Consider the following 14,825-nt stretch of genomic DNA (forward strand, 5'->3'; position numbering starts at 1 on the left):
TGATAACAATGGGAAATCATACTTACTGGGCACTACTCATTGGGTACTATTCTTCTAAGTGTGCTCGTGTTTTCATAAAATGGGCGGACGCAAAAACTCCATCTGCTGCGGCATATACCGACGTAAAGCCTCCGGAATTCGGATCGAGCCGTCCTCCTGCTGATGATGCTCCAGCAACGGGATCAAAATCCGGGGCGAAGCGACCGCTGTATTGTTGAGTGTGTAGCAATATTGCAGCTTGCCGTCCGCATTGCGGTAGCGAATGTTGGAACGGCGCGCCTGAAAATCAAGCAGCTGTGACGACGAATGCGTCTCACCGTAAGCCTGTCGGCTAGGCATCCATGTCTCAATGTCTACCTGCTTGTAGGTTTTTTGCGCCATGTCGCCTGTGCAGACCGCCATTTTGCGGTAAGGCAGCTCCAGCAGTTGAAGCAGGTCTTCCGCATTGCGCGTAATCTCCTGAAACATCTGCTCCGAAGCGTCCAGACTGGCTTCGCAAAGCACGACCTGCTCCACCTTGGCGAACTGGTGTACACGATATAGCCCGTGCACATCTCTTCCGGCTGAGCCTACCTCATTGCGGAAGCATACCGATACAGCCGCCAGTCGGATCGGAGCGGTGACATCTACGATTTCACCGCTGTAATATGCGACCAGCGGAACCTCCGAGGTGCCTACGAGCCATTGATCCTCCCCTGTGATGCGGTAGGTCTGATCCAGCCCAAGCGGGAAAAAGCCAGTGCTACGCATGGCCTCCGAGCGCACCATCAGTGGAACGTCCAGCAGCTGGAATCCCCGCTCAGTCAGCAGATCGACTGCAAGCTGCTGCACAGCCCGGTGTAACGCGACCCCTGTCCCCGTCAGGTAATAGTTACGGGTTCCGGCTGTTTTGACACCACGAGGAACGTCGAATAGGCTGTGTAGCTGGCCGAGTGCCATATGATCCTTGGGTTCAAATCCGAAATCGGGTATCGTTCCGACCCGTTCCAGTTCCACATTATCCTCATCCGATCTGCCCCGTGGCGTATCTGGCGATACGATATTAGGCATCAGAAGCAAAAGCTGCTGAAACTGCTCCTCTACTTCCTGCTGCGGGACCTCCAGACGGTCTAATTGTCCGTTAATTTCTTTGACCTGCCGCTTGGCTGCATCTGCCTGTTCATTCCTTCCGGCATGAAGCAGTGCCCCGATATCCTGACTACACTGATTACGCATCTGACGCAGTTGTTCCACTTCCTGTAGCAGCTCTTTTCTCCGATCATCCAAGGCCAGCAGCTCTGCCACCGATACTTGCATTCCTTTGTTGTCTGCTGCTGTCTGAACCTCTTCCTGATGCTCTCTGATCCATTTGATGTCCAACATGACACCGCACTCCCTTTCGGATAAAAATACAAAAAGCGCCCTCATCCACATGGGACGAGGAGCGCTTATATCTCGCGGTGCCACCCAAATTGACCGGACAGCATGACAGATGTCATAGCTCTCCAATCCACTTTACTCCGCTGTAACGGGCGGGTCCGGTCTACTTAGGAACATATTGCCATATCGTACGCTAATGTATGATCCTTGACGTAAACGCCTCCGAGTTGGATGCTCTTCACAGGCATAGTATCGTTTGCTTTTTTGTAAGTATACGGATTTTCGGCAGGTTAAGCAAGTTATAACAACTTTTTAAGCTGGGGTATACGGCCCTGTGACACGCCAAGCCATTTTGCATATTCGCCCTGCCTAGCGTTCGGATGCTCACGTATGAGTTCTCTCAGTCGTTCGATTAATATGTGTGAAGGCTGATGCGTTTTCTTTTCCTGGTGAGTAGGCTCCTTGACAACAGGAACAGGAATGTGACTAACCCCTATATTTCCTTTCAACTCATGTATACATCTTTTGCACAAAAAGGAATCTCTGAAATAGGTCACATATTCAACAGAACTACACATTTTACAGGAGGCCCCGGTATACTTGCGCATACTCAAAAAACCTGTTTCGGCATCTATATAAAATTCCAGAGGATCACCAACGCCAATATCCATTGATCTCCGCATTTCTTTAGGAATCACAATTGCGACACTCTCCTATTAACAAGATAAAAAGAAATAAAATAGAAGTGTTTATATTTATTCCAAAAAGTGGTACTATTATGGAAAGATGAACTTTTAATTATACAATAGATTTTCCAAGTCTCTTTTTTATTTAAATATGCAATAAGTTAAATTTCACGCTGGAAGGGTGGTTTATTCATGGAAATCACACCTACGATTAGAGCAGAAATTGAAAAATACTTGAAGCAAAAAGGCTTGAGCATGACTGAGTTTGGACACATCATTGATTTGAATGTAGGTACGGTTAGCGGTATTGTCACAGGAAACCGTATTTTATCCGTTAACCAACTGGACCGCATTACTGTCGGGATGGAGTTGCCAGCAGATCATTTTTATGAGCAGTACATTGAAGAGTGCATTATAGAAGAACAGCTCAACTGGCGAAGAATTAGCCCGTTCTTATATCGCTGTGTGGAGCTTGGGCGGTTGGATTGCGTGCAGTGAGTAGTCAGCTTGATACTGGATAATCCGACCTACCTTTCTCCACTCTTTGAGTTGGCTGAGAAGTGTTTCCAAAATGACTATATAGAAGCAGCAGCCTACCTGTATGAAAACGTAGCTGAGAGTGAAAGGCAGCAACATTCGGAGCGACTTGCTCTGTGCCGCTATCGCTTGTTCACCATTTCGGTCGGAAAGGATCAAAATCTGAATCTCGAAGCCGCAGCTAAATTTGAACCCTATGTCCATCGTTTGGATGAGATCGATCAACTGGATGCCCTAAAGGATTTGGCGAATGTGTACAGATCATTGAGTCAATGGGACAAGGTATATATATTTTCTCGGAAAATGGGCGAGCTAGGGCAGATCCAATATGATTTGGTTCATAACTCCAAGCGAACAGGAACAGAATCGCTAAAGAAACTTAGTAGACCGCTTTTTGTGTACATAGCCTATGCCGAACTAATGTGTGCTAATGCTTGTGATGCGAAGGGAGAACATAAGCAGGCGCTAGAGCATCTTCGCAACTATGCTGATCTAAGCTGGGTACAGGAAAATGATTCGGATACGCTTCATTGGTTAGGTAAATTTCAGCATTGGGCGAAAATTAATACGTACGTCAACAGACTTATGTCTGGAGATGTAAGTGTCCTCCACGATTACGTAGAGTATATGGCGGGCGAACAGCACATTTTTAATGAACTCTTGAACGTTATTGAAGTTGCTAATCGTTACAACATAGATGTAGATCATATTCTACAGCGCTTTGAATCCCAAATTGCAGCGTACCAGGAATCATCCTTTATCGATAAATACTCACAACAATTTTTACTACAGCAGCGTGCACGATTTTGGTATAAGCTGGCTAAATACAGCCTCAATAAAGGCAGATATTCATATGGTTTCAAATGTTTAATAGACGCACTAGAAAAAGCTGGTACAATTAATCATGCACCACTAATTCCCAATTGTGCTGGATTATTCTTTCGTTTCAAAACACATGCGGCATCTGCAACACAGGTTCAGTTCCAATCCATTTATGAGGAGGTGTGGGAAAGCAATGATCAAAAAGATGGCTTTGCTTATGGCAGCGACTAGCTTGGTACTGGTATTTGCACTACCAGTTCTGGCTCCTCCCCCAGCTTACGGCACAGTCACACCACAGGAACACATTGGTACAGCATGATTTAATGACTCAAAGCTTGATCTTCTTGCCAGTTGACCAGCCTATTGGCTGGTCTTTTTTTTGTTTTATTTTGAATATTTTGGCTGAAAAATGGTGGCCTCTAATAGCACATGCCCCCTTAAAATGAGATTCATGAGGAGGGAATACACAATGGACACAGATACAACGTTACATCAACAATTGGAAAGCGCACGGCAACGGCTGCATGATCTGTATGAGCAGTATGGCTTTGGACACCCTTGTGTACTTGAACAGTCTATGTTGTTGGACGAACTGATTAATCAATACAATCGTATGTTTCAGACCAAGAGGCTGCCCCACCTGGTATGACCCGAAATTCATTATGCTTGTAGTTCTCTATGCAAAAATAATTCTTTTCTCACGCAACGGAGTTTATTATTCTATAAAATGTCTTATTTGATAGCTACATACATACTCATGTAATTAAATGTAATAAATTACTTGACAGGGAGATACCTGCGATGGATTAGAGGAAAGTAATAGTACCAATTATCATGCGAATATCGAAAAAATTTTATATCTATATGTGCTAATTTGGAATCTCAAATAAAGGAATATAGTTACATTATTTACATTGTAACATTTTCCAAAAAAATATTGAGGGGCGGTGGTGTGTAGTCAGATAAAGTAATATCTGTTTCGAATACGAGTAACAAAGCAAGTAACACACTAAAAATTTGGGAGATGATGATGTGAAAAACCTGTTAAAGACTGTTTCAAGTTTATGTCTCGTATTTTCATTGCTTGTCGGGTTCTCTCCAGCTACCACTTATGCAAATAAAGTAGATAATGAATCACATATGCCATTTTCAAAATCTGTGGTCAATCCAGACGTTTCCTTTGGAAAGCCTTCTACCTCCATTACAGATGCTACATATGATAATCCGTCTTCTACAGTGAATTTCTGTTATGACGAAGGACAAAGTACAAGCAGCACTATTGAACCTTTGAGAACATGTACAGGGAATGCTGGTACTGTTCGCTTGGTCTATACTGCTGGAGATCGTTGGGATACAGGCTTAATTTTTTGGTCTGTCGACCCAAAATTCAGCTTTTTCTATCATTTTGAAGGAACAATTGAGTTTACCAACGCTGATAACGGTGGGTATGTAACGGATTGGAATATTACAGCGACAAATGTGGCTGGTTTGCCTGTAAGCGATACGTTCTACCCTAAACTAAGACCAGGTAGATATGAAGCGAGAATATCAGGCTTGGCTTGGGATACAAATAGACAATTTTCTAGAGTAGTGCCAAACTGTGATATTACATTCACAGTATATTAATATAAAGGCATTCTGCCCCATTTTAGGACAGAATGCCTTTGTTCGTTTTACACAGATAGGTTCTGATTTACCATTTCAAAAAATTTAGTCAGGCCACTGTTGGGCCATGAGAAGCCGATACCTGTCCTTTCTAATTCTGCTGATTTATCAGGGTCGAAATTCTTGAACTGCTCAAGGTGATTACACTCAAATGTTCTACTATCAGTTATAAATTCTTGTTTGCTGGAATAAGGATGATGAGGAAATTTAAAAGAAACAACATACCCTTGTTTGAATGACGTAGGTTCAAAATAAATAAGCAGATATTCCTTAGTTTTCCGATACTTCAAACCATTAAGTTCCATAAATTCACCCATAGTCCCGCTCCTTAATTGTATTTTTTTGTTTATTGCAAATATTATATCTTATGAACTATTTTTGGTTTTACTTGGTTTTGGATGTTTATCCCTGCAAAGATGGCTCAAACAATATATCCTCTTTATATAAAAAATATTAAAAATGGGAGGAACTATACTTCATAAAGTTAGATCGGTTAAAATATATACAGTTACTTCAAAAAAGGCAAGGAGCTATTAGGTGTGACTTCTGCTGCTATAGCTACACTGATCGGTATTATTTTTTTCGTTGCTCTTTTTACGTATTTGTTCATCGTGATCAGAAGATGGATTCATAAAAAAAAGCAAAACCATGTGGATTAAGCGAGGATTTTTATCCAGTTGGGAGTGTCGATAATAACCTGATAATAATGATCAAATACGAGAAGGACGTTCCCGAAATGAGCTGGGAGCGTCCCTTTTTTGTATCCCATTGTTGTACCAACTGTATCTAATCGGAGTGGGGATATAAACGTCTGGATCATGAGGTGTTGGCTTACCTACTTTTTTCATCATGATCTTTCCAATAAAAATAAATACACAGCGTAATCAAGATCAGTGGAAATAAATAAAAAGCATCATTAAATCCTGCGGAATGGGTGACTCTTAAATAGTATAGAAGCCAAAACATAGACATGCTTGAGATCAAAGCTATAGTACCGCTTACTGAATACATGTATATCTCTCCTTTATGAATTGTTAAAACGCCTGCACAAACAAGACTCATATAATATTATAGGGTAATATACGACTATAAATGGAAGTTTAATTAGACATTATCCATATTTCATATTTACGAAATTAACAGGTAGGCTTTATTTCTCATGTATGTTTCTCCTGCTTCACCCGCGTTGCAAAAGTTGGAATAATATTGAATTAAAATCCTCATTTCGCTGTTCAAAATGGGCTATAGTCTCTATAATGCCTTGTTAATTTCATGTAAAATGTAATGATTACCAAAATGAACAGCGAAGGAGGAGAACATGGAGGATTTTAAAGATCGTTTACATACGATTCGCCAGGAACAGAACAAGCTGCTCAAGGAGTATCAGACCTTAATTGCGGACTATGAAGCCTCGGATATCATTCTGGAGAATGAGGTACTGCGACAAAAATTTGAGGAATACCAGGCTCGCTGCATTCAGTTGGAAGAGCGAGTACGACATATGGAGCGGGAAAATGGAACGATGCGTACTTCGCTAACGGAGCAAATGTTGAGTGAAAAAGCGAATATGCTCCGCATTTCACGTGAAAAGCTGGAGACCTATTTTGCATCCAAAACAGCAGAGGGGCAGAATCGGCTGACAGCCTTTGAATATGGGGCTAAGAACCGGGTGGACCAGCTTATTCAGCAAGCCACACATGAGCTTAAAGAGGATCAGGACGAGATCGTCGCCAGATTGAGACTGTTCTCGGAGGAGATTCGTGACCGGATCATGGAGCAACGCCAGCGGTTTCACGAGGCAGAGCAAAAATTACTCTATCAGACGGCAAGCGAGCTCCATCAGCTCGAAGAAGAAGAGATCAGCGAAGAAACGATGCAGAAGCGCATGAAGCAGAATCAGTTCGAAATGAAGCTAGGCTTGAACTGGATCAACAAGCTGGGGATTTTGCTCATTATTTTGGGTGTAGGAGCCGCTTTTAAATATTCCTATTCGAACTGGTTTACAGGAAATATGAAGGGGGTAGCCTTCTTTCTACTGGGAGCGTTGATGCTGGTCGGCGGCGAATGGCTGTACCGCAAGCAGAAGCAGACCTTTGCGCTCGGTATTTTGGGCGGCGGGATTTCCGTGCTGTATGGATCGATTTTTTACAGCTACTTTTTGCTGGAGATCATAGGGATGTATACAGGTATCGGCTTATCCGTCCTGGTTACGGTGACCGCTGTACTATTGTCATTAAGGTATGAATCGCGAACGATATGCTCTTTCGGATTAGTAGGGGGGTATCTCCCGCTGTTTTCCTATATGGCAGCGAACGGGCTGGAAGGGAACGCCGTGTATATCGCCATGGGCTATCTGTTCCTGCTGAACCTGCTCATTCTGCTCGTATCCTTGCGCAAACGGTGGGTCATTGTGCAATATATCAGCTTTTTGCTCAATACGCCTTTGATGATTGTGCTGGTGTGGTTATCAGAAAGCGTCGCAGCGAGCATGCTGTATGCTGTTATTACATTTGTAATGTACCTCGGTATGACGCTGTGGGTGCCGTTCCGTTTGAAAGCAAAGCTGTCATGGCTTGATTTCTCTCTGCTGGCTCTGAACACCGTCGTGAGCTGCAGCGTTCTGTACTCTCTCTTTGGTGATGCGGGTCTGGATGATTACAAAGGCTTGCTGGCGCTTGTCTTTTGCTTGGTGTATGGGGGCCTGGGACGATGGGTTAGTCGATATATTCCAGCGGAGAAACAAACGAAAATATTATTTTATGCGACTTCACTGACCTTTGCCATCCTCATGATTCCGTTCCAGTTTGGAGTCAGATGGCTATCCATGGGCTGGTTGATCGAGGCCGTTCTTCTGACATTGGGTGGGAACCGTTACCGGTTAAAGGAATTGGAGCGAGCAGGCTGGGGCATTTTATCACTGTGTCTGGGCACATTCTTTTTCGTCGATTTCCCTATATACCTGCTGTCAGGCTTTGAAACGGATTATTTTGGGCTCAAATATACACTCATTACGCTGGGGATGTTGATCGTTACTGTCTTTTACGCCATTCAATTCAGCCGTCCGGATGCGTTCAAAAACAATCGTTTGTACGAAATGCGTATCATGCAAGGGTTTAAATATGCGGCTTTGGTGAACGTGTACTGCTACCTCTTGTATGAAGCCGGGCATTGGTATGCCATTCTCGTATCGGACGGATTTGCACACTACACCTTGTACAAGGTATTGCTGTACACCTGCGTATCGCTAGTTTTGGCTTATTTCCTGCCTAAGGTAAAGCTGTTGTACGATCGGGTGATCAAATACTACAGCCTGGCTCTGTACATCATAGGCTATGCGCTTGGACTATTGGTTACCGTAGCAGTTCCCACCTTGCATGAAAATTACACGCAAAATACGGCTGCTGATTATATAGCTTTGATAGTACTCGCAGCTTTTAATGTACTAGTCTTCTTCAGCAGCAGAGATTTCCTGAATGCACTGATGACACGCCATTATCGAAGCACAGAGCTGTATCCGGTCATTATGGGTGTCTATTTGTTGGGCATTATTACTGCCTTCCTAGGAGTTCAGTTCCGTCTAGGGGATGCAGGTCTCGTATTCAGTCTGGTATATTTACTGCTGGCGATTCTGTATATCGTATACGGCTTTCTCAAGCGGTTGGTCTACATTCGCAGAGTTGGCTTGGGACTGACCCTGCTGTCGACAGGCAAGCTGCTTTTGTATGATCTACACCTGTTAACAACAGGAAGCACCATCGTAGCCTACTTCTCCTTCGGTGTGGTATTGCTGGCGATTTCGTATATTTATCAAAAAGTATCCAATCGCATGGGAGAGGCCATTATAAAGAAGAATGTCGAAGAAAAAGTGTAGTTTTTTGTAGGATTGTGTAGATATTCGACAATATAAAAATAAATTCGATAAATAGTGAAAAATTATGTATGACCTTACATCCTACTTACGCTATAATGATTAAAAATTATTTATGTACGCATGCTTATGTTTATGCGGAAGTAGAGAGAATGAGGGGGATATAATGAGTTTAAGCAAGGGGCAGAATAGCCTGTCTGATAAAAATGAACGCTTCTCGTCGGCCGGATTTATCTTGGCAGCGATCGGGAGTGCGGCAGGACTGGGCAACATTTGGAAATTTCCGTATATTACTGGACAATATGGCGGAGCTGCATTTTTCTTGTTATTTATCATCTGCCTGTTGCTTGTAGGCTTGCCAGTCCTTTTAGCGGAGCTTGCGCTTGGCCGTGCGGGTCGAGGAAGTGCTGCTTCTGCCATGGTCAAAGTGGGCGGTCATCCGATTTGGGGCAAGATGAGCATTATGTTTGTTATCGTGCCATTTGTTATTTTATCGTTTTATGCCATTGTAGGAGGCTGGACACTGCACTATGCCGTCGAGGCATTCAGTGGAAGTCTGTTTTCAAATAATGATTTTGCTGGACAGTTTGCTTCCTTTTCCTCGGGCTACGCTCCGTTGGTTTGGCTGTTAGTTGTTTTTGCATTTACAGCAGTCGTGGTTACGCTTGGGGTATCGAACGGGATTGAAAAGTTCAATAAAATTTTGATTCCCGCCAAGGTTATCCTGTTGCTTGTATTAATGATAAATGCGCTTATGCTGCCGGGTGCGAGTGGGGGTGTATCCTTCTTCCTGAATCCTGACTTCTCTAAACTTAGTATAGAGTCTGCATTGGTTGCTTTGGGACATGCCTTCTTCTCGCTCTCACTGGGGATGGGGATTATGGTCACGTACGGTGCTTATGTGGATCGTCGACAATCGCTGGGTGGAGCCATGCTGGCAGTTGGTGGCGGGGATTTACTCTATGCATTTATCGCAGGTATGATTATTTTCCCTACAACCTTTTCCTTTGGAATTAACCCGGCTCAAGGGCCGTCTCTGGTCTTTATTGCTTTACCGGCTGCGTTCTCTGCCATGCCTTTCGGTGCTTTCTTCGGCGGCTTGTTCTTCGTATTGCTGGCGGTTGCTGCATTAGGTTCTATGGTATCCTTGCTGGAAGTCCCCGTAGCGTATGTTATGGAGCGGTTCCGTTGGAGCCGGGTTCGCTCGGTTATCGTCGTATCTATTCTGTGTCTGCTGCTGGGTGTCCCTTCTGCATTGTCCATGGGACTGGTTCCGGAATTGAAAGTCGGTGACAAATCATTCTTTGATTTCGTTGACTTCACAGCTTCCAACATCTTCTTGCCGTTAGGCGGCTTGCTGATTGTCATATTCACAGGCTACTACTGGAAGACTGCGGGCGAGCATGCCAATCTCAAACCCGTCTGGTTCCGCGTATGGTTGTTCGGTCTTCGGTATGTTGCACCGATCCTGATGTTGCTGGTCTTCCTGCACACCTCAGGAATTATCAAATTTTAAGCAAAATCAATAAAAAAGGCATTTTCTTCCTAAGGGAAGAGATGCCTTTTTTTGTATATCTGTCAGTGCTTACCTAACTGTGGAAAGGGGTGATATAATAAAAACATTGTCATTAATTTTAACTTCATTGAAATCACTACGATTATGAAGTTTTATATAATGAACAAAAAGGCTACAGGGCATCGCACAGACGATGTGCAGGAGAGGGAAAGGGCAGAAGAGCATTGGAACAGACAGGGAGCTTGAGTTTGCAAGAAGGACGGCGGCTGAAATGGGATTGAATCGGTTGCCATCACAACGTCGTTATATGCCAGGTTTGGACGGATTAAGAGCGCTGGCGGTCATCGCAGTCATTGTGTATCATCTGAATCCGGACTGGTTGCCGGGTGGTTTGTTGGGTGTAGGTGTGTTTTTTACTTTGTCAGGGTATTTGATTACGGATATTTTGGTCAGTCAGTGGGATACATATCATAGTTTTAAAATGAAAGATTTCTGGCTGCGTCGTGCCAGAAGGCTGCTGCCTGCCATGTTGACGGTTGTAGCTGTCATTGTTCTATGCTCGCTGCTTTTCGATCCGTCACGGCTTACAGCCTTGCGCGGAGATGTACCTGCCGCTTTAGTGTATATGAGCAACTGGTGGTTTATTTTTCATCAGGTTTCGTACTTTGAAAGCTTTGGGCCACCTTCTCCGCTCGGACATCTGTGGTCGCTGGCGGTGGAGGAGCAATTTTATATTTTGTGGCCGCTGCTGTTGGCGTTGGGGCTAAAATGCATGCCAAGGCGTAGTGTGCTCGCCGGCTGGGTGACAAGTCTAGCGTTAATCTCTGCGCTTTTGATGGCCGTGATTTACATACCGGGAAGCGATCCGAGCCGGGTGTATTATGGCACGGATACGCGCGGGTTCGCTCTGCTCATCGGTGCAGCGCTGGCCTTGGTATGGCCGAGCGGCAAGCTGAAAGAGCAGACCTCAGCCAAGGCGCGGTTGCTGTTGGATAGTATCGGTGCCATTAGCTTGCTGCTGCTTTGTCACTGGGCGTGGGCCTCGGATGAATATGACCCGTCTCTGTACCGGGGTGGTTTGTTAGGCATCGCGCTGGTCACTGCTATTGTAGTCGCAGCATTGGCACATCCGGTGAGCAATCTCGGCCGACTGCTAGGAATCAAGCCCTTGCGCTGGATTGGCGCCCGTTCCTACGGGCTGTATCTGTGGCATGTTCCGGTGATCACACTGACGACACCTCAGGTGGATACCGATGGTGTGCATGTCACGCGAATCATTGTACAACTGTTAGCCACCCTACTTCTGACGTCACTCTCGTATAAATATATCGAGGAGCCGATCCGCCACGAGGGATTCCGCCGCTGGATTGCGGGAATCCGTTCAGCGGTTCGCAGACAGGCACGGTGGAGATGGATACCTGCAACTGCAGCATCTATGCTTTTGGTAGGCGTGCTTGCAGGCGCTGTTCACCTGTACGTGGCGTCTCCTGACGCAACGATACAGGCGGCATCAAGCGATGAGAAGCCTATTGCGAAGTCAAAGGCGATGCCTCCGCTTCATGGAACAGTATCTGTGGCTTCCAGGGAGCCCCAGGTCAAGCCGCCGCAAGTATCCCAAGGCAGCAAGGAGCAGACTCCAGCGTCGACCGGGTCCCAAACGCCTAAAAATACGGCGGTCAAGGCTGGGACTACCAATGACCCTACGACACCGTCGGAAACTTCAGCCCAACAAGCTGCGCCTACGACAGTGGATGGCTCAAGTGTGACCGCGATTGGGGACTCTGTCATGCTGGATGTGCAGTCGTACATTGAGAAATCCTTTCCAGGCGCTGTTGTAGATGGGCGGATCGGCCGTCAGATGGCGGAAGCGCCTGCCGTACTGGATCAGCTGAGACAGAACGGGCAGTTGGGGAAGACGGTTATTATTGAGTTGGGCACGAACGGTGCCTTTACCAAGGACCAGCTATCCAATCTACTGGTCAGTCTGAAGGATGCGAAGCGTATTATACTTGTGAATACCCGTGTGCCTCGACCGTGGGAGGGCATTGTGAACAAGCATCTTGCCGAAGCGGCCTCCCAGGACTCACGAATTACGATGATCGATTGGTACGGAGCCAGCTCTGGTAAAAACTCATACTTCGAACATGACGGAGTCCATTTGAAACCCAAGGGTGCCAAAGCCTATGCGTCTTTGCTGGCCCAGGCCCTAACGAAGCAATCTTCATGATTAGCAATCATACTCATACATTTCTTTAAGCAATGTAAGTGAAAAACCACCGGGAAGTAGGTTATCCCCTGATCCGGTGGTTTTTCTTATTTAGTATCCGAAGGGAAGCACACTTTGTGGTAAAGTAACCTATGTAAATATGTCTATATTGAGAGAATATTAAATGTGGTGTGGAGGTACATAAGTTTATGGAAAAGGGCTATTCACATAGTAGGGCAAGTGAGCACCGCTCAAAGAGGAACAGAAGAAGACTCATGTTGGCTGTTATTTTATTATTTATAGTGGGTTGTATTACTCTGATTACTATTATGTTTTCAGACAGCAAACCAGCGCAAACGCAGGAGCCTGCTAAAAAGACAGATTCCGTAGCGCATGATCCATCTAAAGTAAAAGCAAATACGGATTCCAAGGGTAAAGCAGCTTTACCAAAAGACGAGACCGGTGTTGAAGATGGCGCTTTTGTTGAGAAATATTTAAACCAGCAAATGCTCGGGCAAAAGCCGGATGGAGCTAATGGGAAAAAGGTAGCCTACCTATCTTTCGATGATGGACCCTCTGTGACGGTAACACCTCAAATACTGGATATTCTGAAAAAACAGCAAGTAAAGGCAACCTTTTTTATCGTAGGCAAGGAAGCCAATGAAAACGAACATACAAGGAACATCGTCAAAAGAATCGTTAAAGAAGGCCATGCAATCGGAAATCATACGTATTCACATAATTATAAGTATTTGTATCCTCACAGGAAAGTAAATACTGAGCGTGTTATGCAGGAGATTGAAAGGAATAATCAGGTCTTAAAGAGCATTTTGGGGCCGGATTTCTCTACAAGAATGGTCCGATTTCCGGGAGGCCATATGACATGGAAGAGCAGAGATCCGCAGGGGATGGCTTCATTGGATAAAGTACTACTTCAAAAGGATTACCATCAAGTGGATTGGAACGTATTAAACAAAGATGCAGAGGGTAAACCCAAGAAAGCAGCCGCATTGGTAAACCAATTCATAAAGTCAGTAAAAGGTCGGGAAAAGGCCATAATCTTAATGCATGATACCTATGGCAAGGAGGAAACCGCCAAAGCTTTGCCGCAAATTATAGAATATCTAAAAAAACAGGGTTATGAATTTAAGGTTATGAAGTGAATTATCGAATGATGCAAAATACTGATTAGAAACAATTTGTTCGTTCCTGCGTAGTGTGTCTAAGGATTTCTCAGCGTGGTATACTAATGTTAAACGGAGTTGATTACAGATGGCTGAGTTGCTTAATCCTCGAAATGATTTTTTATTTAAACGTATTTTTGGCAGTGAGGAAAACCGCGATGTCCTGTTGGCCTTTCTCAATAGAACATTTATCGAAGCTGGAAAGCCCGCTCTAAAAGAGATTATTCTTCTTAATCCTTATATGGAGAAAGATGCCCCTCGTGATAAGCAATCCATCTTGGATATTCGTGCAAAGACGGACGAGGGCGAACTGATTAATGTAGAAATGCAGTTATTCAATAAGTATGACACAGAAAAGCGAACATTATTTTATTGGAGTAAGCTTTATAGTGGGCAATTGCAGGAAGGCCAGTCCTATAAGCTGTTGAAGAAGTGTGTCACCATCAACATTCTGAATTACTCGTTTCTTCCCAACGAGCAGTACCATAATGTATTTCACTTACGGGAAGATCGCAGTGGTATCCCGTTAATTGATGATATTGAGCTACATTTTCTGGAGTTGCCAAAACTGGACGACCACGCGGTTCCCGTTGAAAATGGTGGATTGGTCAACTGGTTACTATTTTTAAAGGGCGCCGATAAATCCAATTGGGAGGTGCTGAAGATGAACGAGCCTGTATTAAAGAAAGCAATGGATACGTTAGAATTTCTTAGTCAGGATACAGAAGCCCGCCGATTATATGAGGATAGACAGAAATACTTGCATGATGAAGCTTCTATGATTGAAGGAGCGCTAGCTGAAGGTGAGGCTCGTGGCGAGGCTCGTGGTGAGGCTCTAGGTAAACGGAAGAAGGCGGTTGAAATGGCCAAAGAGCTTCTTACTTTGGGAGTTGAAATTTCCATTATAGTAAGAGCTTCTGGGCTGTCTGAGTCAGAGATTTTGGATTTGAAAAATAAATGATGGATCACAGAAAAGGACGAG

10 protein-coding genes and 1 pseudogene are annotated in these 14,825 nt (G+C 44.5%); 8 read left to right on the top strand and 3 right to left on the bottom strand.

The features are described from left to right. Positions 1-72 precede the first annotated feature (72 nt). Positions 73-1,362 (bottom strand): serine--tRNA ligase, encoded by a 1,290-nt coding sequence (gene serS, locus KQI_RS0111995; RefSeq protein ID WP_010346995.1) that lies wholly within the window; start codon positions 1,360-1,362, stop codon positions 73-75. Positions 1,363-1,658: 296 nt separating this feature from the next. After that, positions 1,659-2,057 carry an AbrB/MazE/SpoVT family DNA-binding domain-containing protein gene (locus tag KQI_RS26820; protein ID WP_010346996.1) on the bottom strand — a complete coding sequence of 133 codons (399 nt, stop codon included), beginning with the start codon at positions 2,055-2,057 and terminating at the stop codon, positions 1,659-1,661. 180 nt (positions 2,058-2,237) lie between these two features. On the opposite strand from KQI_RS26820, the pseudogene KQI_RS26825 reads away from it, so the two are divergent. The 3 genes and pseudogenes from KQI_RS26825 (at position 2,238) to KQI_RS0112015 (ending at position 5,030) form a co-directional block, all read left to right on the top strand. Next, a pseudogene (locus tag KQI_RS26825) lies at positions 2,238-3,635 on the top strand (helix-turn-helix domain-containing protein). A 238-nt stretch (positions 3,636-3,873) separates the two neighbouring features. After that, positions 3,874-4,053, top strand: coding sequence for an aspartyl-phosphate phosphatase Spo0E family protein (locus KQI_RS0112010; protein ID WP_010346998.1), 180 nt, complete (start codon positions 3,874-3,876; stop codon positions 4,051-4,053). Between the two features lie 383 nt (positions 4,054-4,436). Next, positions 4,437-5,030, top strand: a complete 594-nt coding sequence (locus KQI_RS0112015) for a hypothetical protein (RefSeq protein WP_029390127.1) — start codon at positions 4,437-4,439, stop codon at positions 5,028-5,030. 47 nt (positions 5,031-5,077) lie between these two features. On the opposite strand, the gene KQI_RS0112020 is transcribed toward KQI_RS0112015, so the two are convergent. Next, positions 5,078-5,386: a hypothetical protein gene (locus KQI_RS0112020; RefSeq protein ID WP_010347000.1), complete on the bottom strand. Its 309-nt coding sequence runs from the start codon at positions 5,384-5,386 to the stop codon at positions 5,078-5,080. A gap of 1,001 nt (positions 5,387-6,387) precedes the next feature. Between KQI_RS0112020 and KQI_RS0112035 the strand changes: the two genes are divergently transcribed. The 5 genes from KQI_RS0112035 (at position 6,388) to KQI_RS0112055 (ending at position 14,804) form a co-directional block, all read left to right on the top strand. Then, complete coding sequence (locus KQI_RS0112035) at positions 6,388-8,940, top strand: DUF2339 domain-containing protein (protein WP_010347001.1); 2,553 nt, start codon at positions 6,388-6,390, stop codon at positions 8,938-8,940. A gap of 163 nt (positions 8,941-9,103) precedes the next feature. Continuing rightward, positions 9,104-10,453 carry a sodium-dependent transporter gene (locus tag KQI_RS0112040; RefSeq protein ID WP_010347002.1) on the top strand — a complete coding sequence of 450 codons (1,350 nt, stop codon included), beginning with the start codon at positions 9,104-9,106 and terminating at the stop codon, positions 10,451-10,453. A gap of 271 nt (positions 10,454-10,724) precedes the next feature. Beyond that, positions 10,725-12,680: an acyltransferase family protein gene (locus KQI_RS0112045; protein WP_010347003.1), complete on the top strand. Its 1,956-nt coding sequence runs from the start codon at positions 10,725-10,727 to the stop codon at positions 12,678-12,680. A 188-nt stretch (positions 12,681-12,868) separates the two neighbouring features. Further along, positions 12,869-13,822, top strand: coding sequence for a polysaccharide deacetylase family protein (locus tag KQI_RS0112050; protein ID WP_010347004.1), 954 nt, complete (start codon positions 12,869-12,871; stop codon positions 13,820-13,822). 109 nt (positions 13,823-13,931) lie between these two features. Then, positions 13,932-14,804 carry an Rpn family recombination-promoting nuclease/putative transposase gene (locus KQI_RS0112055; RefSeq protein ID WP_010347005.1) on the top strand — a complete coding sequence of 291 codons (873 nt, stop codon included), beginning with the start codon at positions 13,932-13,934 and terminating at the stop codon, positions 14,802-14,804. The last annotated feature ends 21 nt before the right edge of the window (positions 14,805-14,825 follow it).

This window comes from Paenibacillus peoriae KCTC 3763, assembly GCF_000236805.1.
In the GTDB taxonomy this organism is placed as follows: domain Bacteria; phylum Bacillota; class Bacilli; order Paenibacillales; family Paenibacillaceae; genus Paenibacillus; species Paenibacillus peoriae.

Excerpts from the sequence above, each read along its gene's own strand:
- KQI_RS0112035 (WP_010347001.1), top strand. The coding sequence starts at position 6,388 with ATGGAGGATTTTAAAGATCGTTTACATACGATTCGCCAGGAACAGAAC.
- KQI_RS0112055 (WP_010347005.1), top strand. The coding sequence starts at position 13,932 with ATGGCTGAGTTGCTTAATCCTCGAAATGATTTTTTATTTAAACGTATT.
- KQI_RS0112010 (WP_010346998.1), top strand. The coding sequence starts at position 3,874 with ATGGACACAGATACAACGTTACATCAACAATTGGAAAGCGCACGGCAA.
- KQI_RS0112045 (WP_010347003.1), top strand. The coding sequence starts at position 10,725 with ATGGGATTGAATCGGTTGCCATCACAACGTCGTTATATGCCAGGTTTG.
- KQI_RS0112050 (WP_010347004.1), top strand. The coding sequence starts at position 12,869 with ATGGAAAAGGGCTATTCACATAGTAGGGCAAGTGAGCACCGCTCAAAG.
- serS (WP_010346995.1), bottom strand. The coding sequence starts at position 1,362 with ATGTTGGACATCAAATGGATCAGAGAGCATCAGGAAGAGGTTCAGACA.
- KQI_RS0112020 (WP_010347000.1), bottom strand. The coding sequence starts at position 5,386 with ATGGGTGAATTTATGGAACTTAATGGTTTGAAGTATCGGAAAACTAAG.
- KQI_RS0112040 (WP_010347002.1), top strand. The coding sequence starts at position 9,104 with ATGAGTTTAAGCAAGGGGCAGAATAGCCTGTCTGATAAAAATGAACGC.